Annotated in this window: 22 protein-coding genes and 1 tRNA gene; 14 read left to right on the top strand and 9 right to left on the bottom strand. The window is 66.2% G+C overall.

Going from position 1 to position 23,779, the window contains the following annotated elements:
- Positions 1 to 64 precede the first annotated feature (64 nt).
- The gene (locus OHA42_RS34455; protein WP_406232166.1) at positions 65 to 778 is read left to right on the top strand and encodes a helix-turn-helix domain-containing protein; all 714 of its coding nucleotides are present in this window, start codon (positions 65 to 67) and stop codon (positions 776 to 778) included.
- Here the strand turns inward: OHA42_RS34455 and OHA42_RS34450 are convergent.
- Entirely contained in the window at positions 768 to 1,169 is a 402-nt protein-coding gene (locus OHA42_RS34450; RefSeq protein WP_406232164.1) for a VOC family protein, read from the bottom strand. The genes OHA42_RS34455 and OHA42_RS34450 overlap by 11 nt on opposite strands.
- 70 nt (positions 1,170 to 1,239) lie before the next feature.
- On the bottom strand, positions 1,240 to 1,653 hold the full coding sequence (locus OHA42_RS34445) for an arsenate reductase ArsC (protein ID WP_328404886.1): 414 nt from the start codon (positions 1,651 to 1,653) through the stop codon (positions 1,240 to 1,242).
- 1,449 nt (positions 1,654 to 3,102) lie between these two features.
- Here OHA42_RS34445 and OHA42_RS34440 point away from each other — a divergent pair.
- The gene (locus OHA42_RS34440; protein WP_406232162.1) at positions 3,103 to 3,981 is read left to right on the top strand and encodes a LysR family transcriptional regulator; all 879 of its coding nucleotides are present in this window, start codon (positions 3,103 to 3,105) and stop codon (positions 3,979 to 3,981) included.
- Positions 3,982 to 4,406: 425 nt separating this feature from the next.
- Here the strand turns inward: OHA42_RS34440 and OHA42_RS34435 are convergent, their stop codons facing one another.
- Positions 4,407 to 5,315, bottom strand: a complete 909-nt coding sequence (locus OHA42_RS34435; RefSeq protein ID WP_406232160.1) for an oxygenase MpaB family protein — start codon at positions 5,313 to 5,315, stop codon at positions 4,407 to 4,409.
- Between the two features lie 211 nt (positions 5,316 to 5,526).
- Between OHA42_RS34435 and OHA42_RS34430 the strand changes: the two genes are divergently transcribed.
- Positions 5,527 to 6,273, top strand: a complete 747-nt coding sequence (locus tag OHA42_RS34430) for an SIR2 family NAD-dependent protein deacylase (protein WP_406232159.1) — start codon at positions 5,527 to 5,529, stop codon at positions 6,271 to 6,273.
- Positions 6,274 to 6,287: 14 nt separating this feature from the next.
- Here the strand turns inward: OHA42_RS34430 and OHA42_RS34425 are convergent, their stop codons facing one another.
- Entirely contained in the window at positions 6,288 to 7,586 is a 1,299-nt protein-coding gene (locus OHA42_RS34425) for a D-arabinono-1,4-lactone oxidase (protein ID WP_406232157.1), read from the bottom strand.
- Positions 7,587 to 7,643: 57 nt separating this feature from the next.
- On the bottom strand, positions 7,644 to 8,318 hold the full coding sequence (locus tag OHA42_RS34420) for a TetR/AcrR family transcriptional regulator (RefSeq protein ID WP_328404879.1): 675 nt from the start codon (positions 8,316 to 8,318) through the stop codon (positions 7,644 to 7,646).
- Positions 8,319 to 8,434: 116 nt separating this feature from the next.
- Here OHA42_RS34420 and OHA42_RS34415 point away from each other — a divergent pair, with 116 nt between their 5' ends.
- The 8 genes from OHA42_RS34415 (at position 8,435) to OHA42_RS34380 (ending at position 15,838) form a co-directional block, all read left to right on the top strand.
- Positions 8,435 to 9,934: an MFS transporter gene (locus OHA42_RS34415; RefSeq protein ID WP_406232155.1), complete on the top strand. Its 1,500-nt coding sequence runs from the start codon at positions 8,435 to 8,437 to the stop codon at positions 9,932 to 9,934.
- Positions 9,935 to 10,403: 469 nt separating this feature from the next.
- Complete coding sequence (gene crcB / locus OHA42_RS34410; protein ID WP_406232153.1) at positions 10,404 to 10,829, top strand: fluoride efflux transporter CrcB; 426 nt, start codon at positions 10,404 to 10,406, stop codon at positions 10,827 to 10,829.
- A 28-nt stretch (positions 10,830 to 10,857) separates the two neighbouring features.
- Entirely contained in the window at positions 10,858 to 11,232 is a 375-nt protein-coding gene (locus OHA42_RS34405; RefSeq protein ID WP_406232151.1) for a DUF190 domain-containing protein, read from the top strand.
- Positions 11,229 to 11,591 carry a fluoride efflux transporter FluC gene (locus OHA42_RS34400; RefSeq protein WP_406232150.1) on the top strand — a complete coding sequence of 121 codons (363 nt, stop codon included), beginning with the start codon at positions 11,229 to 11,231 and terminating at the stop codon, positions 11,589 to 11,591. Before OHA42_RS34405 ends, OHA42_RS34400 begins: the two co-directional genes overlap by 4 nt.
- Before the next feature lie 47 nt (positions 11,592 to 11,638).
- A complete protein-coding gene (gene pgm / locus OHA42_RS34395) occupies positions 11,639 to 13,279 on the top strand; it encodes a phosphoglucomutase (alpha-D-glucose-1,6-bisphosphate-dependent) (protein ID WP_406232148.1) in 1,641 nt (546 codons plus the stop codon).
- Positions 13,272 to 14,606 (top strand): MFS transporter, encoded by a 1,335-nt coding sequence (locus tag OHA42_RS34390; RefSeq protein ID WP_406232147.1) that lies wholly within the window; start codon positions 13,272 to 13,274, stop codon positions 14,604 to 14,606. Before pgm ends, OHA42_RS34390 begins: the two co-directional genes overlap by 8 nt.
- Before the next feature lie 77 nt (positions 14,607 to 14,683).
- Positions 14,684 to 15,421: a DsbA family protein gene (locus OHA42_RS34385; protein ID WP_406232145.1), complete on the top strand. Its 738-nt coding sequence runs from the start codon at positions 14,684 to 14,686 to the stop codon at positions 15,419 to 15,421.
- 27 nt (positions 15,422 to 15,448) lie between these two features.
- Positions 15,449 to 15,838 (top strand): MmcQ/YjbR family DNA-binding protein, encoded by a 390-nt coding sequence (locus OHA42_RS34380; RefSeq protein ID WP_406232144.1) that lies wholly within the window; start codon positions 15,449 to 15,451, stop codon positions 15,836 to 15,838.
- A gap of 61 nt (positions 15,839 to 15,899) precedes the next feature.
- Here the strand turns inward: OHA42_RS34380 and OHA42_RS34375 are convergent, their stop codons facing one another.
- Both OHA42_RS34375 and OHA42_RS34370 read right to left on the bottom strand, forming a co-directional pair.
- Positions 15,900 to 17,834, bottom strand: coding sequence for an MFS transporter (locus OHA42_RS34375; RefSeq protein WP_406232142.1), 1,935 nt, complete (start codon positions 17,832 to 17,834; stop codon positions 15,900 to 15,902).
- 258 nt (positions 17,835 to 18,092) lie between these two features.
- A complete protein-coding gene (locus OHA42_RS34370; protein WP_406232141.1) occupies positions 18,093 to 19,595 on the bottom strand; it encodes a DUF222 domain-containing protein in 1,503 nt (500 codons plus the stop codon).
- A gap of 122 nt (positions 19,596 to 19,717) precedes the next feature.
- Between OHA42_RS34370 and OHA42_RS34365 the strand changes: the two genes are divergently transcribed.
- Positions 19,718 to 19,790: transfer RNA gene (locus OHA42_RS34365), tRNA-Ala, on the top strand.
- Positions 19,791 to 20,712: 922 nt separating this feature from the next.
- On the opposite strand, the gene OHA42_RS34360 is transcribed toward OHA42_RS34365, so the two are convergent.
- Positions 20,713 to 21,570, bottom strand: coding sequence for a helix-turn-helix transcriptional regulator (locus OHA42_RS34360; protein ID WP_364482557.1), 858 nt, complete (start codon positions 21,568 to 21,570; stop codon positions 20,713 to 20,715).
- A 171-nt stretch (positions 21,571 to 21,741) separates the two neighbouring features.
- On the opposite strand from OHA42_RS34360, the gene OHA42_RS34355 reads away from it, so the two are divergent.
- Complete coding sequence (locus OHA42_RS34355) at positions 21,742 to 22,797, top strand: aldo/keto reductase (protein WP_406232139.1); 1,056 nt, start codon at positions 21,742 to 21,744, stop codon at positions 22,795 to 22,797.
- Between the two features lie 20 nt (positions 22,798 to 22,817).
- Positions 22,818 to 23,114, top strand: coding sequence for a putative quinol monooxygenase (locus OHA42_RS34350; RefSeq protein WP_406232137.1), 297 nt, complete (start codon positions 22,818 to 22,820; stop codon positions 23,112 to 23,114).
- Between the two features lie 84 nt (positions 23,115 to 23,198).
- Here OHA42_RS34350 and OHA42_RS34345 read toward each other — a convergent pair whose 3' ends face one another.
- The gene (locus OHA42_RS34345) at positions 23,199 to 23,738 is read right to left on the bottom strand and encodes a TetR/AcrR family transcriptional regulator (RefSeq protein WP_406232135.1); all 540 of its coding nucleotides are present in this window, start codon (positions 23,736 to 23,738) and stop codon (positions 23,199 to 23,201) included.
- Between the last annotated feature and the right edge of the window lie 41 nt (positions 23,739 to 23,779).

Below are 23,779 nucleotides of genomic sequence, written 5' to 3'. Positions count from 1 at the left end.
TCCCAGTTGTCTACGGCGTAGATAATCTCGACAGAGTCGCTGACGACACAGGTAGCCTCGAATCGTGGTGGAGGCAACGGCGGAGCTCGGGTATCGCGAGCGCCCGTCACGGTTCGACGGTGCTGTGGTGTGGACCCGCACCGTTACTCGCGATGATCTCGGCCTGCCCGTACTGCCCGATGGGTGCATGGACCTGTTGTGGACCGGCGGCAGGCTGTCGGTCGCGGGTCCGGACACCGGTGCCTACCGCCCAGCTGTTCCGGTGGGAACCCGCTTTGCGGGGATCCGATTCTTTCCCGGCAGTGCGCCCGCGCTGCTCGGGGTGCCCGCACACGAATTGCGTGATCGACGCGTCGAACTCGCGGATCTGTGGCCGTCGGCAACGGTCCGGCAGCTGACTGCGCAGATCGACGACGCCGACGACACGATCGCCGCGCTCGAGGCGATAGTGCTGCGGCGGGCGGCCGACACCGAACCGCCGGATCCGATCCTGCGCCGGATCGCGGTCGCGTTGGATGCGGGGTGGTCGGTGGCGCAGACCGCCGAAGCGGCCGGGCTCGGTGCGCGGCTACTGCATCGCAGGTCCCTCGCGGCCTTCGGATACGGGCCGAAAACGCTCGCTCGGGTATTGCGGCTGCAGCGGGCCCTGGCGGTGGCGCGCAGTGGAGTGGCGCTCGCGGACACCGCCGCACGCACCGGCTACGCGGACCAGGCCCATCTGGCTCGCGAGGTGCGGGACCTGGCGGGAATGCCGTTGCGTGAGTTGCTCAGTCGGTAGCGGGCAACGGGGCGTACAGGTCGACGCCGTTGCCGTCGGGATCCGCGAGCGAGGCGTAGCGCTGACCCCAAACGGCGTCCCATGGCTTCAGTTCGCCGTGGTAGCCGGCGTCGACGAGTTCGGTGAACACCCGATCGACCTCGGCGGGATCGGTGCACCGGAAGGCGAGTCCGGTCCGGCCCGCGGAGCTGGGCGGCTGCCACTCCGGATGAAATGACCTGATCACCGCTTCGGTGTCGAAGGCGATGCGCATCCCTCCCGCGATCGCGGCCTCGACATGCGGCTGGTCCTCGGAGCCCTCCGGAAAATCAAGCCCGAGGCGTCGGTAGAAGTCGAGGGCGGCCGCCATATCGGTGACCACGATGCCGATGAAGTCGAGTTGTGGAGTCATGACCCGCAGCCTAAGTGGGCTCGGTGCGGCCGGTCTTGAACAAATCGGACACCGTGGACGAGGGCGGCGCTCAGCTGGCGGTAGCCGGAATGAGTTCGGCGATCAGGTTCTCCACGAGAATGCGGATCCGGTCACGGATCGAGCGCACGATGGCGATGTCCTCGTCCGACGGGTCGGGCAGCACCCAGTCCCGGTAGCTGATTCCTGGGAAGAACGGACAGGCGTCGCCGCAACCCATGGTGATCACGACGTCGGACATGGCGACCGCGTCGATGGTCAGGAGCTTCGGCGCTCGAGCGGAGATGTCGATGCCCGCCTCGGCCATGACGGTGACCACGGCCGGGTCGAGCGCATCGGCCGGTGTGCTGCCCGCGGAGCGGACCTCGATGCGATCACCGGCGAGCGCACCGAGAAATCCGGCGGCCATCTGCGATCTGCCCGCATTGTGGACGCAGACGAACAGCACGCTGGGCTTGTGAGCCATGTGCGGGAATACCTTTCAACTGGGCGAATCGAGCGATGCTGGACGCGAGGTCGGGCGATGCGGGGTGGTTCGAGCCGGGTCGGGGCGCCCGAACGGCGCCGTAGTGTGAGTGATACGTATACCAGGGTGCGCGAGGGCCGGATGCACGCTCACCGGGTCGCGGCGCACGTGGCGCCGCCGGAATCGATCATCGACACATCCGAGAGTTGTTGCAGCGCTTCAGGTATGTCTCGATAGTAGACACATCAAACGACCCGTGGGTGCCGGGTCGGCTACCACGGGTCGTTTGATTGTCGCTACAGCATCACCAAGAGCGCGGTCGATGGCCTTTCATTCCGGTTGGGTGCGTGTCCCAGGCAGCGCGCCTCGTGGCAATCGGGAAGTAGCGCAGGCGTTCCCGAGCCGATTAGCGCCCGCCGCTGGGTGGGCTGTCTGCCTAGATGGTCGGTTGCAGTGAAGATGCCGATGCCGATGCCGATGAATCGGGTTGGCTCTGGCTTGTCCGGGTCCGCTGGCTGGAGCACGGATGCGAGCCAGTCGTGAGATCCCACCCAGGTGGTTGGATGGCCAAGGAGCTTTTCAACCACCAATTATTGGGCAGCACGCTGGCTGCATTCCCGTTTTTTCGCTACCTAACTGGCCGTGTTCGGGGTTCGAGCTCGAGCTATTTGACGCCCGCGCCTTGTTTTCCGGTGCTCCAGATATCTGTCGAGTTCGAGCCTGCTTTGCCCGGCTCGATGCCCGTGCCGCGGAGCACTATGTTGCCGTCCGTTTGCATAGTCAGTCGGAATAAGCTGTTGGACGGGACCAACGACTGACCGATTTCGAGTTTCTGTCCTGCGAGCAGGGTTATGTTCACGGTTCTGCGCATCGGTCAGGGCGCCATGTGGCGGAGGGGCTACCATCGCTGCGCTCCAGTTCGGTCAGCCACGGACGTCGCCGATAACGGGCAGCATCGAGCCATTAATGCCTCCAAGGCCAGGTCGGTACTCCGGCTCAGACTGGCCTGCAGGGGTCTCAGTCGCTTGAAAAACCTGCTGTCCTGGCAAGCTGCAGCCATTACTCCGAGCGCACCACAAAGAATCGCCGCGATCATGTACCAAATGCGTCATGATCAAACTGCTGCGTATACGCATACTCCTACTTATAGTTGGATTGTTGCTAGGTGCCGAGCCGGAGGGAAACAGTGCACGCTCAACGCACGACCGACACTGACTCGAACAACTCGACCTGGACTGGCATGGTGCCGGTCGACGAGACGGCGCTGGCCTGACCGACACCCGCGGCCCTGGCCGTCCGGTCGTCTATCTGGACGGCTCCTATCCCGAACAGTCGCGCTGGCGGCGCTGGGTCAGGGTCCGCTGACCCAGCCGCCCAATTCACACACCGAACCCATTTCACGCACTGGAGGAGTACAGCCATGCCCACATTCGAGATTGGGGGTTCACGGTGGACATCGAATCGCTGCGCTATGTAGTGACTTTGGCGGATGAGCTGCATTTCGGGCGGGCAGCGCAGCAGCATTTCGTCACGGCAGGTCACTTCGGTCGACGGGTGCAACGACTCGAACGAGCGCTCGGTGCACGGCTTTTCGATCGCACCAGCCGTCATGTCGAGCTGACCTCGGTCGGTCAACGGGTCGTCTCGCACGCACGCGCTGTGTTGCTCGCGCTCGACGAGTTGCGGGCGAGCGCCGATCCGTTGCTGCGGACCGAGGCCGGTGTATTGCGGGTCGGCGTCCTGGGTTTCGGGATGGCGGAGCGATGGCCGCTCCTGCGCGACCTGGTGGGCGCTGCCATGCCGGGCATAAAGCTGGTGTACGAAGACGTGGACCTGTACTCGCAGTACGACGCTGTGCGGCGAGGCGATGTCGATGTCGCGGTCGTGCACTATCTGGGTGATCTCGATGGCCTGCTATTCCAACCGGTCTACACCACGCCCCGGGTGGCGATCGTCCCGGCTTCGTCTCCGTTTGCCGACGCCGATCGGCTGTGTCTGAACGATGTCGCAGATGAAGGTTGGGTTCGGGTCTCGGGCGGCCATCCGCGACTCGCGGAATGGGCCGGCCCTGCGCAACAGGTGCCTCGGGGGTCGCCGCTGGTGCGCACACCGTCGGCGGTCCCGGGCGCTGTCGCGACGACCGGCCTGCTGGGGGTGCACGGTGCTGCGGCAAGTCGGTACTTCGCACGGCCCGATGTGCGATTCGTGCTCCTCGACGGCACACCGGCGGAGGTTGCCGTCGCCACCAGGCGGTCGGACAACCGCCCGATCGTGCAGGCATTTCGACAAGCGGTCGCGGCGCTGGACCATGACCCGTCTGGTACATGATCGCGGCGGCCGTCCATAGTGCGGTGGAAGCAGCCGCCCCCCGGGTTGTGGAGGTGCGCATGGGACAGCAACGCACCCTGGTTACCGCCGGATACGTCGTGTCGATGGTGGTGGTGGACTTCTCGCACTGGAACAACACGACGCCGCTGTGCAGGATTGCAAGAATCCGGAATACGTGCCGCGCACGGTCCGGTTTCTTCGAAAGCAGCCCGCAGGCAACGAAGTTCGGCAGCCACGCTGATCGCATCCGTGACTTCCACCGGGTCGGGCGACAAGTATTTCGCGGCCTAGGGTCTGCTCACACTCGGTGTCGCTCAGCGAGGTCGGCGGAATTCCCTGGGATGCGCGCGATAACGACGCGGATCTCGCGGCGACCTGGCACCGACGTCCAGACGGGACGGGGTGCGCGGCGGTGACGGACAGAGTTACATCGGGCGCAGGTCGATGATCTTTCGCAGTCTGGCGCGGTCGCGTTCGAGGCGGCGGGCTTCGTAGGCAATGGGGAAGTAGCGCAGGCGTTCCGGGAGCAGCGGTACGGTGCGGCCGATCAGCCAACCCAGTGCTCGTAGCTTGCGTTCGTCGGATGCGGTCCAGGTCAGGCCGAGCTTGCGGCGGGCGGGCTCGGGGGTGGTGCCGACGGTGAAGAAATACTGCAGTTGTCCGACCGGGGCTACCGCGCGTCGCCAGATCGGGCGCAGTATGCGCGGGAGTTGGGTAGGTGGCGCGACGGATCGGATCACCTTCAGGTAGTCGTGCGCGGTGGCGGTGTCTTGGAGATAGTTGTCGACCATGTCCTCGAAGAACTTCTCGAACGCGGTGTAGTTCTCCGGAATCTCCTTGGGCGCCACCGAGAAGTTGCGCATCAGTTGCACCACCTCCTGGTAGTACGCCTCTTTGTCCGCCGCGGTCAGCGGGCGGCGGGCGAAGTATTTCGAGCCTTCGGTGAAGGCGAAGGTGCCGGTGTGCAGCACCCAGGCCCACGGCCCGGACGACAGCGCCTTGTGCCGGACGCCGGCGGCATCGGTGGTGTTGAGCGATGCGTGCATCGCGCGCAGGCGATCGGCTTCGGCGAGCGCTTCGTCACCGCCGTAGATCCACATCATCACCGAGCCGAGGCTGCGCACGGCGCGGCCCATCGGGTCGGTGCGAAAGGTCGAATGCTCGTCGACGACGGCGGAAATGGTCGGTTCCATCGTTTGAAGCAGGAACGCCGAGCCTGCGGTCAGGGAGAAGGTGATCAGGCCGGTCTCGTCCCACATTCGCGTGCCGGGCTCGATCGGGCGGCGGTCCGGCAGCGTGTGCGAGCCGGTGGTGTCGAGTGCGACGGCAGTCATTGCGATCTCCTTTGATCGTCCTGCTCAATAGCGTGAGAGATTTAGAGTACCAATCTCTCACTATCTTGGCACACCCGAAGGGGCTGCGTCAGGCGTTGGAGGTCCCGGTCATCCCGCTCGCGCTGGGGCGGCGCTTGCCGAGGCGAAACGAGCCGACGGTAAGCGCGTCGGCCGAATGCACTGACCGCGGTGCTGCCCCTACGCTTTCGATATGACGACCGAATGGCGCAGGCGTTCCGGCCGGATCGGGGTGCTCACGGGCGCGGGGATATCCACCGATTCCGGGATACCGGATTTTCGCGGGCCGCGCGGGGTGTGGACGAAAGACCCCATCGCCGAACTGTTGTCGACCTTCGACGCCTACCTGGCCGATCCGCAGCTGCGGCAACGATCGTGGCTCGCCCGCCGCGACAACCCGGCGTGGCAGGCCGAGCCGAACGCTGCCCACACCGCGCTCGCGGATCTCGAGCGGGCCGGGCGCACCGTCACGATCATTACCCAGAACATCGATCGGCTGCATCAGCGCGCGGGTTCCTCGCCGCATCGGGTCATCGAAATCCACGGCAATATGTTCGAGGTGGTGTGTGTCGAGTGTGATTTCGAGACCAGCATGGCCGCGACCCTGGAACGCGTCGCGGCAGGCGAAGCGGACCCGCCCTGTCCTGAATGCGGCGGCGTGCTGAAAGCGGCCACCATCATGTTCGGTCAGCAGCTCGACTCGCGCACGATCATGAAGGCCGCCTTGACGGCCGAGACCAGCGACATCTTCCTGGCGGTCGGCAGCTCACTGCAGGTGGAGCCCGCCGCCTCGATGTGCGCGCTCGCGGTCGACAACGGCGCCGACCTCGTCATCGTCAACGCCGAGCCGACGCCCTACGACGGCTTGGCCACCGAGATCATCCGGGACCCCATCGGCACGGCATTGCCTCGGTTGATCGCCGAGATCCTGGCCGACTGACCCGCGCGGCGAACTCAGGCGACCGGGCCGAGCACCCGGTCCAGATACGCGTTGCTGAAGCGGCCCTTGGGGTCGAAGCGGCGGCGCACCTCGGCGAAGCGGTCCCAGTCGGGGTAGCGCGGCCGGAGGGTCTCCGCGGTCTGGAAATGGCGCTTGCCCCAGTGCGGTCGGCCGTTGTAGCGGTCGAAGACTGCTTCGCAGGCGCGGAAGTACGGCTCGAAATCCATGCCGCGGTACTGGTGCACGGCGATGTAGCAGGTGTCGCGACCGCCGGCGGGGGAGAGGAACGCGTCATCGGGGGCGACCCAGCGCACCTCGATAGGCATCGGCGTATCGAATGTCGCGGATAGTTCCTTGATTTCGCGGATCGCGGCGATCGAGTGTTCGCGCGGGATCGCGTACTCCATCTCGGTGAAGCGAATCAGGCGGGGCGAGGCGAATACTCGGTAGGAGCGGTCGACCTGGCGGCGGTAGCTGCCCGCGTAGGCGGCGCCGCGATGGATCCACGGCACCAGGCCCGGCTGCCATTTGCCGAGGCGGCACAGCACGTCGAAGGCGTAGTTGGACATCAGGATGTCGGCGAACCAGTCGACGGCCTTGCTGCGCGGCTGTTCGGGCAGCTCGACCGGGTTGTTGCGTTTGGTCATGGCCAACGGGCTGTGCGCGAACATGTAGAACTCGAAGTGCTCGCTGCCGTCGACGTAGGAGTCCAGGTCGGCGAGGATGTCTTCGACCGGCACCGGTCGCTCGATGCCCTCGAGTACGAAGGACGGAACCAGCTGCAAGGTGGTGGCGGTGACGACGCCGAGTGCGCCGATGCCGACGCGTGCGGCGCGCCAACCCTCCGGATCGGTCTCGGCATTCAGTTCTACCCGGCTGCCGTCGGCGAGCATCAGTTCGATGGAATGCAGTGCGGCCGAAAGGTTCTGCAGCGTGGCGCCGGTGCCGTGGGTACCGGTGGCGGTGGCGCCCGCGACGGTCTGCACGTCGATATCGCCCAGGTTGGGGAAGGCGAGCCCGTGCGGGTGTAGTGCATTGCTCGCGGCGTTGAGGGTGATGCCCGCCTCGACCCTGGCGCGGCCGGTGGTCGGATCCACGTCCAGGACGCGGTTCATGTTCGCGAGGTTCAGCAGCACGCCGTCGGTCAGGACGGTGTCGGTGAAGGAATGGCCCGCGCCCGCGACGCGTACCGTCTGCCCGTTCGCGGCGGCGCGGCCGAGGACGTCGGCCAGCTCATCGGTGTTGCGCGGGGCGGCGATCGTCGTCGGCGCGCACTGCTGATCGCCGGCCCAGTTCACCCACGAGTTGGTCATGTGTCCAACTGTAGGGGATTGCGTGTGACGCGCGCTACCTATGTCCCTTTTTTGCGATTACCGCTTGCGGCCCGCGCAGACGTGCGACTTGGCCAGTTCGACCTCTTCGTCGGTCAGTGCGGGCACGGTGAGCGGCTGGCGCGGCATGGCGTCGGCGCGCACCCCGTTGAGCGCGATGGCCATATACCGTTGCCAGACATCGGGATTCACCGGCCTGGAGAACTCGGCGAGTGCGTCCACCATGTGGATGAGGGCGAAGAAGTCCGAGGCCTCGACATCGGGGGCCAGGGTGCCCGCGTCGCGGGCTCGGTCGATGACGGCCGCGACCGTCGGCTTGAGCCGGTCGCGGACGGCGGCGAAGCGTTCCATGTCGTTCTCGAGTTCGAGCATTACTTCGCTGAAGCCGCGGTTGGTGGCCAGGTGCCTGCATGCGTACTCGAAGAACTGGACGAGGCCCTGCCAGGGGTCGGGATGCGCGTAGGCGGCATCGGCGGCGTCGCCGAACTCCGACATGTTCTGCTCGAAGACCTCGGCGATGAGCTCTTTTTTGTTGGCGAAGCGCCGGTAGACGGTGCCGACGCCCACTCCGGCGCGTTCGGCGACGTCGTCGAGGGTGATCTCGAGTCCGTGGTCGGCGAACAGTTCGCGCGCCGCGACGACGATCCGCTGCTGATTGCGCGCGGCATCGGCCCGCAAGCGCCGAGGTGGAGAGAGGGCCGTGGCGTGATTCACACCCACATCCTATCAAGTATCGGGATTAAGTGGAGGCATTACCTCCGTTATCATGGTAGCTTCTTCATAAGCGGAGGCGCCTTCTCCGCATCAAGACCCGATACAAAGGGGACAGCATGACTACGGTGGTCGACCGTGGGGCACCCGCCCCCGAGAAAACGGAAAACCGCAGGCGCGGCTCGCACGCGCTGCGTTGGTGGGTGCTCGCCGTCCTCGGCGTCGCACAGCTCATGGTCGTTCTGGATGCGACCGTCGTGAACATCGCGCTGCCCGCGGCGCAACAGGATCTCGGTTTCAGTGACGGCGACCGCCAGTGGGTGGTCACCGGTTATGCATTGGCCTTCGGCAGCTTGCTGCTGCTCGGCGGACGGCTCAGCGACCTCTTCGGTCGCCGCAATACCTTCATCATCGGACTCATCGGCTTCGCGGGCGCCTCCGCGGTCGGTGGCGCGGCCACCAGCTTCGAAATGCTCGTTGCGGCCCGGGTCGGGCAGGGCGTGTTCGGCGCGCTGCTTGCTCCTGCCGCGCTATCGCTGCTGACCGTCACCTTCACCGAACCGTCCGAGCGGGCCAAGGCCTTCGGCATCTTCGGTGCGGTCGCCGGTGCCGGTGGTGCGATCGGCCTGCTGCTCGGCGGCATGCTCACCGAATGGGCGTCGTGGCGTTGGGTGATGTTCGTCAACTTGGCCTTCGCCGCCGTCGCACTGGTCGGCGCGGTGCTGCTGCTGGCCAAGCACGTGATCACCGAGCGGCCCAAGCTCGATATCCCCGGCACGCTCGTGGTGACGGCCGCGCTCTTCGGCATCGTCTACGGCTTCTCCCACGCCGAGTCGACCAGCTGGACCAACCCGGTCACCCTCGGCTTCCTGATCGGCGGCGCGGTGCTTCTCGCGGTGTTCGTGTGGCTGGAAACCAAGGTCGCCAACCCGCTGCTGCCGCTGCGGATCGTGCTGGACCGCACCCGCGGTGGTTCGTTCCTGACCGTGTTCGTCATGGGCATCGGGATGTTCGCGATCTTCTTGTTCCTCACCTACTACATGCAGCTGAGCATGGGGTATTCGCCGATCAAGACCGGACTTGCCTTCCTGCCGATGGTGGCAGGCATGGTCGTCTCGTCGACAACGGTGCCCTCGCTGTTGCTGCCGAAAGTCGGCCCGAAGATCGTGGTCGCCGGCGGCTTCCTCGTTGCGGCGGCCGGCATGGCCTGGCTGACCCAGATCGGTCTGGACAGCGGTTACGTCACGCACATCCTGCCCGCCCTCGTCCTGATGGGCCTCGGCCTCGGTGGTGCGATGTCGACCGCCTTCCAGGGCGCGACGGCCGGTGTGCGCCACGAGGATGCTGGCGTCGCCTCGGCGATGATCAACACCAGCCAGCAGGTCGGTGGTTCGATCGGCACCGCGCTGTTGAGCACCATTGCCGCGTCGGCGGCGACGGACTACCTGTCCTCGCATCAGCCGGGTCCGATGGCCGTGGCACAGGCTCAGATCGAGAGCTACACCACCAGCTTTTGGTGGGCCACCGCGATCTTCGTGGCCGGCGCCGTGATCACCGCATTTCTGATGCCGAACACGGTGCCCGCTCCCTCCGAGGGAGAGCCCGTGCTCGCGCACTGAAGTTCGACCGAAAAGCACAGCGCCCGTGTCACTTCGACGCGGGCGCTGTGCTGTGTCGCCGAATCTCGGTAGTTGCCGGTGAATCTCAGCGCCGTCGCGGCTGGCGGCATGTAGGTGAGGCTCGATGGCGCGACCGATAGCGCCGCGATGGTGAGCCGCCGCAGTGATCAGCGGCCGCCGAAGGTGATCGAATTCTGTCTGCCGAACAGTTGCTGACGCTCGAGTCGGCGCGGTTTCGCCGTTGCCCGATGGATCGCGGGTACTGCTCGTCGTGCCGTCATCATCGCTCCCGACCTGAGTCTGTAGGGGGTTAGCTGGAACCTCGGCGAAACCTTCTGGGCATTCGAACGTCGTACATGTCGACGAACGGCACTGTTCGTAATTTGTGCCGCCGTCCCGGGCGAACAGACCGCACGGTACAGCCGATAGCATTGCGCCGGTGACATTCGGCTCGGCAGGAGGTCAGCGCATGGGTCGGCGGACCGACGCCCCTGCCGTCGAACCGATAGTGCTGTTGGTGATCTCCGTCGGCGGCGCGATCGGGGCGATGCTGCGCTACGGCATCGGCGTATGGTGGCCGCCGCGACCGGGCCACGTCCCCTGGTCGACGTTCACGATCAATGTCGTGGGATGCTTTGCGATCGGAATTCTGATGATTCTGATTACCGAAGTGTGGGTAGCCCACAGACTGCTCCGCCCGTTCCTCGGCGTCGGCCTGCTCGGCGGCTTCACCACTTTTTCCACCTATAGCCTCGAGGTTCGTAGACTGCTCCAATCGGGTGCAACGGTCGAGGCGCTCGGCTATCTGGGGGGAACGGTGGTGGCGGCGCTCGTCGCGGTCGTGCTCGGAATGGGCTCGGCGCGATGGATGACCGGACTGGCTCGACGGACATGATGACGGCACGACGGAAGGGGGTCAGACGATGAATGATTCACCGGCGGGCGCGCGTCCGACGGCGGGACAGTGGAAGCAGGCCGCGCGGCTGACGGTGCTGCTCGACGAGGACGACAAATGGAAACACGGCCCCCTGTATCACGAAATCGTGCAGCGGGCCCGCGACGCCGGATTGGCAGGGGCAAGTGTGTGGCGTGGAGTCGAGGGCTACGGCGCCTCCTCGCGCATCCACACCAGCCGGATCCTGGATCTGGCCGAACACCTACCCGTGCAGGTGATGGTCATCGATGATGCCCAGCGGCTGCGGTCGTTCGTCGAGCAGAATGCCGAGATGCTCGTCGCGGTGAACGTCACCCTGTCCGACGTGACGATCTGGCAGCCGACCGCAGGGATGCTCGGATGAACGTCGCACTCGTCGTGCTCGGTGCCATGTTCGGAGCACCCGCTCGATATCTGATAGACCGTGCTGTCGCAGCACGTTTCGGATCTCTGCTGCCGTGGGGCACCTTGACCGTTAACATTGTCGGTTCGGCGTTGCTCGGTGGTCTGGTCGGCGCGGGTGCGAACAGTTGGCTGCTCACCGCTGCCGGGACCGGCTTCTGCGGTGCGCTCACCACGTTCAGCACCTTCGGCTACGAGACCATCAGGCTGGTTGCCGACGGCGCCTACGCCTATGCCGCAGGCAATGTCGTGATCAGCGTCGTGGCCGGTCTGGTCGCGGTCTTCGCCGCAGCATCCGCGACACAGTGGTTGTGGACATGATTCTGATGACGAGCCGGGCGCAGCCGATCCGGAAGGGAGACCCGAGCATGGCCCATGATCGAGCCGGGCGACCCGCGCGACCCACCGACCTGGAGGACATCGCGCATCTGGTGACGGCCTACTACAGCCGCATCCCGGATCCGCAGGATCCTGCCCAGCAGGTGGTATTCGGCACCTCGGGGCATCGTGGCTCGAGCTTGGACACCGCGTTCAACGAGGCGCACATCCTGGCCATTACCCAGGCGATCATCGAATACCGTGCGACCCGGGGCATTACCGGCCCGGTATATCTGGCCCGGGACACACACGCATTGTCGGAACCCGCGTGGACCACTGCACTCGAGGTGCTCGCGGCCAACGACGTGACCGCGATCATCGACGCCCGCGACCGATACACCCCGACTCCCGCGCTGAGTCATGCGGTGCTGCGCCACAATCGCGGCGGCACCCGCCACCAGGCCGACGGCATCGTGGTCACCCCCTCGCACAACCCGCCGCGTGACGGCGGCTTCAAATACAACCCGCCGCATGGCGGTCCCGCCGACACCGTTGCCACCGACGCCATCGCCGCCCGCGCCAACGAACTGCTGCGCAGCGGTCTCGCTGGCATCCGCCGCACCACGCTGCAGCATGCGCTGGACACCAGCGTCGAACGCTACGACTACCTCGACCACTACATCGCGGACCTGCCGAACGTGTTGAACCTGGACGCCATTCGCGGCGCCGGGATCCGGCTCGGCGCCGACCCGATGGGTGGGGCGAGCGTCGACTACTGGGAGGAAATCGGTCAGCGCTACGACCTCGAGCTCGAGGTCGTCAACCCGTTCGTCGACCCGACCTGGCGGTTCATGACCCTCGACAGCGACGGCAAGATCCGCATGGATCCGTCCTCGCGCTACGCCATGGCTTCGCTGATCGCGATCAAGGACGACTACGACCTCTCCACCGGCAACGACGCCGACGCCGACCGGCACGGCATCGTCACGCCCGACGGCGGGTTGATGAATCCCAACCACTTCCTCGCGGTCGCCATCGAATATCTCGTCGCGAACCGGATGGGCTGGGACGCGCTGACCAAGATCGGCAAGACGGCGGTGAGCTCGTCGATGATCGATCGGGTGGTCGGCGTGCTCGGCCGCGACGTACACGAAGTGCCGGTCGGCTTCAAATGGTTCGTGCCCGGATTGTTCAGCGGCAGCTTGGCTTTCGGTGGCGAGGAGAGCGCAGGTGCATCCTTCCTGCGGATGGACGGCACCGTCTGGACCACCGACAAGGACGGGCTGTTGCTCGCACTGCTCGCCGCCGAGATCGCGGCGGTCACCGGCCAGAGCCCGTCTGCGCGCTATGTCGAACTCGAGAAGCGCTACGGCAGCCCCGCCTACGCGCGGATCGACGCCGCCGCAACCGGGGAACAGAAAGAGCTGCTCGCGAAGTTGACGCCGGACATGATCACCACACAGGAGATCGCGGGCGAGCCGATCACCGCGGTGCTCACCAGGGCACGGGGCAACGGCGCACCGCTCGGCGGTCTGAAGGTGACGACGGAGAACGCGTGGTTCGCCGCGCGCCCGTCCGGCACCGAGGACAAGTACAAGATCTACGCCGAATCGTTCCACGGCCCCGAGCATCTGACACAGGTGCAGGCCGCCGCGGAGGAGATGGTCGGGCAGGCGCTGTCGAGTGAGTAGTAGATCGAAGGCCCTGCCCACCGAGATCTGGGTGCTGGTCGGGGCCGCGTTCGTCATTGCCATCGGTTTCGGCTTGGTCGCACCCGTGCTGCCGCAGTACGCGCGCAGTTTCGGCGTCGGTGTGGCGGCAGCGTCGGCGATCATCAGCGCCTTCGCCTTGATGCGGCTGCTGTTCGCCCCGGTGAGCGGCCGACTGGTGCAGCGCTTGGGGGAGCGCTCGGTGTATCTGAGCGGGCTGCTGATCGTCGCGGTGTCGACGGGTGCAAGCGCGCTGGCCCAGAGTTATTGGCAGCTGCTGGTTTTGCGTTCTGTCGGCGGTATCGGGTCGACCATGTTCACCGTTTCCTCGCTCGCACTGGTGATTCGGCTGTCGCCGCCCGCGCAGCGCGGGCGGGTGTCCGGGCTGTGGTCGACCAGCTTCCTGATCGGTTCGGTGAGCGGGCCGCTGGTGGGTGGGGCGCTGGCCGGTCTCGGGCTGCGGGCGCCGTTCGTGATCTACATGGTCGCGCTGCTCGCCGTCACCGTGGCCGTCTACCTGAGCCTGCGGAATTCGAATCTGGCCGCGCCGGAGGCGACCGGTGCGGTGCGGGTGCTGACCTTCCGACAGGGCTGGGCGCGGCCGGAATATCGGGCGGTGCTCTGGTCGAACTTTGCCAACGGCGCCGCTGTCTTCGGCGTGCGCATGGCGTTGGTGCCGTTGCTCGTGGTCGAGGTGCTGCATCAGCCGTCGGGGATGGCCGGCGTCGCGCTGACGGTGTTCGCCGCAGGCAATGTGGCGGTGCTGTTCCTCTCGGGCCGGCTGTCGGATCGTTGGGGCCGTAGACCGTTTCTGATCGCCGGATCGCTGGTGTGTTCGGTCGGCACGATCGGGCTCGGATTCGCGCCGAACCTGTTGTGGCTGATGGTGAGTTCGGTGGTGGCCGGGCTCGGATCGGGCATGCTGACACCGACGCAGCAGGCTGCGCTCGCCGACGTGATCGGGCCGAAGGCACGCGGCGGGCCGGTGCTCGCCGGCTTCCAGATGGCGGCCGACCTGGGCACCGTCCTCGGCCCGGTCGCGATCGGTGCGCTGGCACAACACGTCTCCTACGGGGTTGCGCTCACCGTCACCGGTACGCTGCTCGCCGTCGCCGCAGTGGTGTGGGTTGTGGTGCCGGAGCCGTTGCAGTCGCGGATCCGACCGCTCGACACCGATCGATCCGATCACGTGAGCGGCGTGCCGTGCGACGACGCCGAATATCAGCTCGCGCATCGTGCCGCGGAGTCGTGCGGTGATGATGCTCCCGAGCGAGTTCTCGACGCCGAGCAGGGACGCGCCAAGGTCTAGCCCAAGGGGTGGGACACTCGCGCGTTCGCCAGCACCCGGCGCGGGTCGACGCGGACGGTTGCGGCAGAGTGTTCGGGGTGAGCGAATCGCGTTCGAACTACACCCCGCGACCGATGTCGAGCAAGACCACCTATGCCCTCGGCGCCGTGGCTCTCGCGCTCATCGTGTTGATCGTGATCCTGGCCATGCGGTGGGGTCGCGACGAACCCGCCGTGCGCAATGACGGGTACGGTCCGGTACACAGCTCGGCGGTGGTCGCGACGCTGCAGCCGGACGGCCTGATCCTCGTCGGTCGCCCGGACGCGCGGAAGACGATCGAGGTGTACGCCGACCCGCTGTGCCCGGGCTGCGGTTCGATGGAGCGCGTCTACGGTCAGGAAATTGCGCAACAGCAGGATGAGGGCAAGCTCGCGGTGCGCTACCACCTGGTCAATTTTCTCGAATCCAAGTCGCGCAGCAAGGATTACTCGACGCGCGCGATCGCCGCGAACGAGTGTGTCGCCGAGGCCGGTTCCGGTCCGGTCTACTCGAAGTTCCACGCACTGTTGTTCACCACCAGCCAGCCCGAGGAGGGCGGTGCGGACCTGAGTAACGAGGAGCTGGCCGCGGTGGCACGGGAGGCGGGCGCATCTGATCAGGTGGCGCAATGCATCGCTTCCGGCGCGAAGGTCGATGCTGCGCGGGCGCACGCACTGGTCGCGCTCGGCACGCTCAACGAACTGCTCGATGGGCGTGCGGCAACCCCTTCGGTTTTCGACGGCAAGACCAAGCTGGACGTCAACAACGAAGAGTGGGTCCTCGACGTCGCACGCTGATCGCGAGAATCGGCTAGCGTCGTAGGAGTGGCAACCCTGGACGATGCCGCTGAGATCGCTCTCCAGCTCCCCGAGGTCACCGAAGGGCTGCGATTCGACTACCGGACGTGGTCGGTCGCGGGCAAGGCTTTCGCGTGGGAACGACCGTTCAGCAAGGCTGATATCAAGCGATTCGGCGATACCGAGCGGCCCGACGCGCCGATCCTCGCGGTGCGGCTGGCCGACCTCAACGACAAGGAAGCCGTTCTCGCCGAGGATCGCCCCGGTGTGTTCACCATCCCGCATTTCGACGGCTATGCCGCGGTCCTCGTCGAACTGAATCGCACCACCGTTGAGCGGCTGGGCGAACTCCTGCAAGACGGTTGGTTGGCTTGCGCCCCAGCCCGTTTGGCCGACAGCTACCTCCACGGTCGCTGACGGCCGGAACGTCGAAGCGCCCGGTTCGGGCGACGCGATCGCGCCGCCCGAACCGGCGGCGTCACGTCGTCGACAGGGTGGCGAGTTCGCGCTCGACGAGTTTGTCGTGCTCCTGGGCCTGCGCCGCGGCCTTCTTCGGGCTCCAGTGTCCGGCCATCAGGAAGACGAACGGCAGGAACGCGACCTGTGCGATCAGGCAGATCCACCACCAGCGCTTCCACTGCGAGGGCGAATCGGCTTGCGCCTGCTGCACTTCTGTGGCGTGCTCGGCCAGGTAGGCCTGGTCTTCGACGGGAATGGTGCCGACCGCCTTCAGCTTCGCGCTCGCCTGCTCGAGTTGCGGGCCGACCTTCGCGGCCACGGCGAGTTCGGCGGGTGGAATCTGCTGGACGGCGGTGAGGCGGGCAATCGCCTGGTCTGGCGGAATACCGAACTTCTTGGCCACCTGACCGACCGCTGCGAGTCCGGCGTTCGCATCGGTGGGGTTCGCTGCAAGCGCCGCCAACGTGGCGGGATCGATGGCTTGCAGGGTCGCGACTTCCTGCGGGTATTTCATGCTCAGCCCGACGGCCGCCTGAATCTCGGCCGATGTGGCGCCGGTGAGCTTGGTCATCGCCGTGAGCTGTGCGGCCTGATCGTTGGGGTTGGTTTTCAGCGCCGCAAGGGTTTCCGGTCCGACCTGCTGGATGGTCGCCAGCTCCGGGCCGAATCGGTGCTGGATTTCCTGGAGCTTGGGGCCGTAATTGACCAGCGGGCCCGCTGCGTTCACCACGATGAGCAAGCCGAACAGGACGACGGTGACGACACCGCGCAGGGTGCCGCCCCACACCGCGAGTCCGACGGCCGTCGCGGCCGGGTTCCGCTCCTCGACCGTCTCGGTGAAGCTGGCCATCCAGGTGGAGTAGGCGATACCCGTGCCGACCGCGATGACCACGAAAACCGTTGCGAACGCGTAGTAGCCGGTGTCGGGTTTGTCGGTGTAGCCGATGAATACGAACATGCCGACGATGCTGATGAGCGCGCCGACGATCATGAACGGCTTACGCACCTTGAGCTTGTCCGACGCGATTCCGGCGAGCACCAGCGCGATCGCGTTGGCGGTCCAGTACCAGTTGCCGAGCGCGTTGGCCTTGGCCGGACTGAAGCCGAAGTTCGTGGCCATGTAGACCGGGAGAAACGACACGATCGTGTAGAAGAAGGCCAGGAACAGGCTGATCCCGAGGGCCGACCCCACGATATTGAGGCGCAGCATCTGCCGCCACTGCCCCTGCTCCAGCTCGCTGACATCGATGCCGCGGGCGCGTGCCTCGATCAGCGCCCGGTCGCGCAGTGAGACCATGATCTGGTCGCGCAATTGTGGACTCAGCTCACGCAATCCGATTACCGCGATCACGGCGATAACGAGACTGATCGCGCCGCAGAGTCGGTAGTGGAACTGCCAGTCCGGATGCGCGTCCAGGGTCCGGGTGGAGATCTGGGTGGTGACCAGGGCGCCGATGACGGGTCCGAGCGTCCAGAAACCCATCGCGGATGCGCGGTCGAGTTGGGGCGAGAAGTCGCGGATCAGCGCCGGTGTCGCCACGAGGACAGCGCCCTCGACGATGCTCACCAGGATGTAGACGACGAGGTATGCCTCTTTCGTGGTCGTCGCGGGCACCGCGAACAGCGTCAGCAGCGAGCAGATCACCACGCCGTAGGCGACGATATTTGCCCGCCCCCACCGATCGAGTACACCCGCCAGCACCGAAGCGACCGCCCCGAATGCGGCGCCGATAATGAAGATCCACACGAAGTACGCAAAAGAGAGATCGAAGTACGCGATGAGCTCATTGCCCACCGCGCCGGTGACGAACAATTGGTAATACAGGGCGATCGAGGTGATGACCACCACGGCCAGGTACCAGGAACGGGCGGGCGTATCGGGATAGTGCGGTAGTTTGCGCTGCCACAACCCGGTGATCAGGGTCGGCGGGGGCGTAGTCGTGGTCGAACTCATGGTCGAGATGCCTTTCTGGCCACGGCATTTCGCAGGAGGCTGAACCATCCGCAGTTCAGGACGAGTAGCCGGGTGGAAACAATGTAGCGACCAGCCGTGATTTGCATCACTGTTCTCGAAACAACTGCTTGTTTTGGTTGTTGTCGCCGGGCATTCGGTTGCCAGGGGTCGACAAGGATCGATTGCGGAGGTCTGCACAGCGAATCATGCAGAATGGGCGCCGATTGGTTGACGGGAGCGAGTGCTGACGCCGAAGGGTTATTGCGCGCGTTTTCGAGCTGGTTCGGGTCTGTCGTCGGGGATTTCGTCTTCGGGTGGGATCCGCCGAAGCTGTCCGTGGACGACGACGTAGCCGTTCAGGGGGTACGCCATCTCTTCGGCGGTGGGGCGGTCGGGAAGGGCTCGGGGCGGGTCCATCGCCTGCTCGGATCTGTGGACGCCGAGGTGCGGGGCGGCGGGTGCGCCGGTGTCGGTGCGCGAGAAGAGGTATTTGCCGCCCTCGCGGACGGTCGTATGGATGTCGCCGGTCGGTGCGGTCCATTGCAGGCGCTCCAGGTCCGCGCGCGAGACCGTCCAGGGGAGTTTCTCCTTGTCCGCCAACGTCTTCAGGCGATGGTGGCGACCGCAGAGCACGGCGAGGTTGGTGCGTGCCGTCGGTCCGCCGCGGGATGGTCGCTCGCGGTCGAAGGGATGGTTGTGGTCCAGTTCTGATTCGACGGCAGGCATCGCGCAACCGGGGAAGCGGCACATTCCGTCCACCGCCCGGACTTCGCGTTCCAGCCGGGGCGTGGGCCGCCACTGCGCCGCCTCCTCGGCGGTGGTCGGGTCGTCGATATCGGACTGTTCCGGAATCGCCTGGAAGTGAGCGTGTTCGGCCAGTATTCGCGCCAGCGCCGCATCGATGGGCCCATAGCCGGCCAGGAAAGCGGGCGACTCCTGAATCCCGAGCAGGGTATCGGCGGGGATACCTATCTGAATGAGCGGGCGGCGCGGCCGCTCGATCGGTACGCCGTACTTGGGGCAGCGCGCACCGCGCCCGCACTGACACCGCAACTGCCCGGACCCGTCGGCCAGCGCGACGAGCGCGTCTGCGCGGCGCTGCGGCATCGTCCGTGGATCCGACGCGCACACCTGCATGCTCATTTCCCGCAGCCGCATCGCCACCGTCTGGGCCCCCGGTGCGGGCAGCAGTCCATCGAAAACGGCCATGCTGTCCTGGACCGCGCGCAGCCGGACATCGCGTTCTTCCTGTCGTCGCTCTCGCCGCCGCCGCGTGCCGCCGGGATCGAGCCGAGCCGCCCAGCGTCGTGCCGCCTGCCGCAGCCGTAGCGCATTGGTCCGCCCCGCCGCCTCCAGCAATCGCGGCTCCAAATCCGCCACCACCTCCGGCGCCACCGCACGCGTATTGTCGACGATCACCCGCACCTTCGCCAGATCGATCCGCCCCGCCGTGAACGCCGCCCGCGTGCGCGGTAGCGCCTCCTCCAGCGCCATCCCGATATCGATCAGCGCCGCAATGGTCGCCTCGTCGACCTGTAGCGCCACCGCCGCCTCCGTCGCCGCGAACTCCCCGCCCCGCACTCCATCCGGCCCCGGATCCGCACTGTCCGCACGCCGCCGCCGATACAGCTCCCGCGCAGCGAACACCTCCGCCGCCTGCGCGGCCGCAGCCGCCCCGTGCGCCGTCCGAAGGGCGTCGATAAGCCCCTCGTCATTAATGGCACTGAAGTCCACCGTCGAGAGATCATCGCGATCGAACATATGTTCGATTCTACGACCATCCAACCCCCTCCGTCACCCCCTGAATCAAGGCGATTTGGTTGCTGACACGCCGGTGGTGTAACTTCGTTCAGGCAGTCAGGGAAACCTGAGGGCAATCACCAGGGGCTATGGCGCAGCTGGTAGCGCACCACACTGGCAGTGTGGGGGTCAGGGGTTCGAGTCCCCTTAGCTCCACTTTTTGGTTCGATAGTGGCATTGATCTGGGACTTTGTATCGAGCCCCTCATGGAAGCGGGGCCCGCTCTTCTGCGGGTTTTCCCTGTTCAGTGCCCATTTTTCGTGTTCTATTGCCGCAGAGTGTCTTGCTTTCGCCTGGTGTTGATCGGGTCAGGAGTTGTTGGTGTTCGGCTGGCTGACTGAGTGTGTGGGTCTGCTTGTGATTCTGTGGACATCAGGACCGGGCTCGTCCGTGGGTGTCGCGGGTACGGACACCGCGTTCGCGCAGCCGATTTAGCACAGTGACCGGATCAACGGCGAGGTGTCGGGCGACTCGGACGAGGGACCATCCTCGGTTGTAAAGGTCGATTGCTTCGTCAACTTGTCCGGGGGACAGGCCACGCCGCCGCATCGGAATGTTGTGCCGATGGAGGATCGCGCTGACGGTTCGGTGGTCGATACCGAACCTGTCTCCCAGCTCATATGTCGTCGCGCCCGCAATATAGCCCTGGATCAGGACCCGAACTTGGTCCTGATCGAGTCGACGTGCCCGCCGTGGCGGGAGCCGGTCGGCGGACATCGGCGGTAGCGGTGAACTCTTGTCGTTGATCGCCGCTGGATCGTCATAGGCACTTGGGTGGTCGGCCGTCTGCTGTCGTGCGAGTTCGATGAGTACCGTCGCGATCGTCTCGGCATCGGGCGGGTCACGACGGACGCCACGCACATGAAGCTCGCCCTATCGAGTAGCGGCGTTATTCGAAGTTGTCATACGACCCCCCCTCGTCACGCACCACAAGGACGGCCACGATGTCCGCTCTTTGGCTGTCGCCTAATCGTGCAGCAGCCCGTTGAGCGGTCGACGCGTTTGCTGAAATCACTCAAGTACATGGGAAATTCCATGACGAGGGACGCCATGCTGCGGCAACTTCGGCCGATGTCCTTCAGGTGATGGGCGTTCGTTGACCGGTCCAGGTGGCCAGCAGCCGGAGTGCGGTGTGGGAGGGCGATCCCTCGTCGGCGGTGAGCATGACCAGGGCCAGCCCCGGGTCGTCCGGTAGGCGCAGGGTCTCGTAGGCCAGCTCCAGCTCGCCGACCAGCGGATGCCGGTACCGGTACCGTCCATGTCCCTTGTCCTTCACCTGGTGCTCCGCCCACAACTCGCGAAACTCGGCGCTGGCGGTTGACAGCTCGTCGATCAGGTCCGCCGTGGACGGGTCGGCGGGCCGGCGAGCGGCGTCCAGCCTCAGGAAGGCAACCAGGTCGCGGGCCCGTGCCGGCCAGTCGGCGTACAGGTGGCGCACGCCCTCGTCGAGAAAGGTCAGCCGGGCAATGTTGCGTTGCCCGGGCGGCAGCGTTCCGAAGTCGGTGATCAGCGCGGAGGCCAACTGATTCCACGCCAGCACCGTGGTGTTGCGGTCAACCAGGTAGGCCGGTACGTCATGGATCGAAGACAGCAGCAGCTCGATGCCCGAGCGCAGCGACCGAACGGCAATGGGCTCGGCCGCCGTGGCGGGGGCCGGGTGGGCCAGGCGATGCAGGTGGGCGCGTTCGGCCGCGTCCAGTCGCAGTGCCTGGGCCACCGCGTCCAGGACCTCAGCGGAGAACTGCAGGCTGCGTCCCTGTTCCAGCCGGACGTAATGGTCGACACTGACGCCGGCCAGCTGCGCCAGCTCCTCGCGCCGCAACCCGGGGACGCGGCGCCGCTTGCCGTACGCGGACAGGCCGAACTCCTCCGGATGCAGCCGGGCTCGCCGAGACCGCAGGAATTCGCCCAGTTCGGCGCGTCGATCCAACAACATGTTCTCCAGTATCGCGGAGACGCGCTGAGCAAGCCTGGGCATGCCGTGCCCAGGCACGCGCTGCCTCTGGCTGCGCCGGTCGCTATTGGCCAGAGTGGACTTCGCCGGAGCGGTTCCGGCCCCGTCACGGGCGGTGGACGCCCGGTCGGGTTCAGATTACGGGAGCAGCACATGTCCTCTTCTCGCCTGCCCATCCAGCGGCTCGGCCATACCGATATGGAGATCACCCGGATCGGGTTCGGATCGTGGGCGGTGTCGGGCTCGGGGTGGCGCTTCGGCTGGGGTGCCACCGACGACGCCGAGTCCATCGCCGCGATCCGCCATGCCCTCGCCCGCGGCGTCAACTGGATCGACACCGCCGCCGTCTACGGCCTGGGCCATGGGGAGGAAGTGGTCGGCAAGGCCATCGCCGACCTGCCCGAGGCCGACCGGCCCTACATCTTCACCAAGGCCGGGCTGGTCTGGAACCCGGACGACCCGCAGGCCGCACCGCGCCGGATCATGAAGCCTGCCAGCGTCCGCCGCGAGGTCGAGGACTCGCTGCGGCGGCTGGGTGTCGACCACATCGACCTGTACCAGGTGCACTATCCCGACACCGGCGAATCGCTGGAGTACGCCGGTGGCGGCTTCGGCGCCGTCTCGCCCAACGCTACCCCGTTGGAGGAGTACTGGCAGGTGATGGCCGGCCTGAAGGCCGAGGGCAAGGTCCGCGCGATCGGGCTGTCCAACCACTCGCCGGAGGAGCTGACGGCGGCCGAGCGTATCGCTCACGTCGATGTCATCCAGCCGCCGTTCTCGGCGATCAACCGGTCCGCAGCGGCCGAGATCGGCTGGGCCCGCGCCCATGACACCGGCGTGATCGTGTACTCGCCGCTGCAGTCCGGGCTGCTCACCGGCGCTTTCTCCGCCCAGCGTGTCGCCGGCCTGCCCGCCGACGATTGGCGCACGGCCCATCACGACTTCACCACCGGCTTGCCCGCCAACCTCCGGCTCGCTGACGAGTTGCGTCCGATCGCCGAACGCTACGACGTCAGCGTGGCCGAGGTGGCCATCGCCTGGGTGCTGGCCTGGCCCGGCATCACCGGCGCGATCGTCGGGGCCCGCAGGCCGGCCCAGGTCGACGGCTGGATCGGCGCCGCGTCGGTGGAGTTGACCCGCGCCGACCTCGACGAGATTACCGGCGCGATCACCCGCTCCGGCGCGGGAACCGGCCCTGCCCGCCCCTGACCAGATATAGGGACAACGCCATGTCTCTTTGGGGCATCGCCGAGTGTGTTGCCGCGCCTGGGCAGCATGACTGGCTCCGCACGGCACTGGAGGCCATGATCGAACTGTCTCTGGACGAACCCGGCTGCCTGGCCTACCAGCCCTATATCGACCCCAACGATCCCGCCCACATGGTGATCGTCGAGGAGTGGCCCGACCCGCAAGCCCTCGCTGAGCACTTCACCACACCGCACTTTCGCCATGTGGAGCAGGTCCTCGGGCAAATCCTCGCGCAGCCCCTGAGTCTCTGGAAACTGATCATCGCCCCGGCCATCTGAATAAGCTCCAGTGTGTTGGCGTGTGAGTCCACTGAGGATCCGAGTTCGGATGAGGTGATATAGCATCGTGAAGTCATTGGCGTGTCAGGATGTGCCGTGAAACGCGTCGATCCCTTTGCGCCATGTGGTGTTGAGATCGGCGTCGGGCGGGAACCGGTGGTTCAGCTCGAGAATGACCATGCCGTGCGCAAAGGCCCAGAAGGCCCGGGCTTGTTCGAGGTCGCCGCCGGTCGCGTTGAGCAGCGGCATCGCGGCGGCTGCTTCGACGCCGGGGGCGAGCAGGTCGCGGCGCTGGGGTCGTTCGGTCATCAGCCGGAACAGGTGCGGTTGCCGGTGGGCGAAGTCGCGGTATGCGGCGGCGAGGGAGGCGAGCGGGTCGTCGGACCCGTGGACCGCTTGCGTGAACAGCTCGGCCTGTTCCTCGAATCCCATGGAGATCAAGGCCGCTTCCAATGCCTGCTTGTCGCGGAGGTGCTCATAGATCGAGGAGGCACGTATCCCGATCCGGTCGCCGATGCGGCGCATCGACAGCGCGTCGGGCCCTTCCTGTTCAAGCAGTTCGCGTGCGGCCCGCACGATCTCCCGGGCGCGCGGCGCGAGCCGGTCAACCGCGCGGGATGCCATCGATCGCCCGTGGTCCGAGGCTGTCCGGCAGTGCGCACATG

This window comes from Nocardia sp. NBC_01009, from assembly GCF_045208035.1.
Lineage (GTDB): Bacteria > Actinomycetota > Actinomycetes > Mycobacteriales > Mycobacteriaceae > Nocardia.
Note: the sequence above shows the minus strand (reverse complement) of the source record. Positions and strands in the feature narration are given on the sequence as shown.

Coding starts and splice junctions, on each gene's coding strand:
- OHA42_RS34450 (WP_406232164.1), bottom strand. CDS start 1,169: ATGACTCCACAACTCGACTTCATCGGCATCGTGGTCACCGATATGGCG.
- OHA42_RS34445 (WP_328404886.1), bottom strand. CDS start 1,653: ATGGCTCACAAGCCCAGCGTGCTGTTCGTCTGCGTCCACAATGCGGGC.
- OHA42_RS34435 (WP_406232160.1), bottom strand. CDS start 5,315: ATGACTGCCGTCGCACTCGACACCACCGGCTCGCACACGCTGCCGGAC.
- OHA42_RS34430 (WP_406232159.1), top strand. CDS start 5,527: ATGACGACCGAATGGCGCAGGCGTTCCGGCCGGATCGGGGTGCTCACG.
- OHA42_RS34425 (WP_406232157.1), bottom strand. CDS start 7,586: ATGACCAACTCGTGGGTGAACTGGGCCGGCGATCAGCAGTGCGCGCCG.
- OHA42_RS34415 (WP_406232155.1), top strand. CDS start 8,435: ATGACTACGGTGGTCGACCGTGGGGCACCCGCCCCCGAGAAAACGGAA.
- crcB (WP_406232153.1), top strand. CDS start 10,404: ATGGGTCGGCGGACCGACGCCCCTGCCGTCGAACCGATAGTGCTGTTG.
- OHA42_RS34405 (WP_406232151.1), top strand. CDS start 10,858: ATGAATGATTCACCGGCGGGCGCGCGTCCGACGGCGGGACAGTGGAAG.
- OHA42_RS34400 (WP_406232150.1), top strand. CDS start 11,229: ATGAACGTCGCACTCGTCGTGCTCGGTGCCATGTTCGGAGCACCCGCT.
- pgm (WP_406232148.1), top strand. CDS start 11,639: ATGGCCCATGATCGAGCCGGGCGACCCGCGCGACCCACCGACCTGGAG.
- OHA42_RS34375 (WP_406232142.1), bottom strand. CDS start 17,834: ATGAGTTCGACCACGACTACGCCCCCGCCGACCCTGATCACCGGGTTG.
- OHA42_RS34370 (WP_406232141.1), bottom strand. CDS start 19,595: ATGTTCGATCGCGATGATCTCTCGACGGTGGACTTCAGTGCCATTAAT.
- OHA42_RS34360 (WP_364482557.1), bottom strand. CDS start 21,570: ATGTTGTTGGATCGACGCGCCGAACTGGGCGAATTCCTGCGGTCTCGG.
- OHA42_RS34355 (WP_406232139.1), top strand. CDS start 21,742: ATGTCCTCTTCTCGCCTGCCCATCCAGCGGCTCGGCCATACCGATATG.
- OHA42_RS34350 (WP_406232137.1), top strand. CDS start 22,818: ATGTCTCTTTGGGGCATCGCCGAGTGTGTTGCCGCGCCTGGGCAGCAT.
- OHA42_RS34345 (WP_406232135.1), bottom strand. CDS start 23,738: ATGGCATCCCGCGCGGTTGACCGGCTCGCGCCGCGCGCCCGGGAGATC.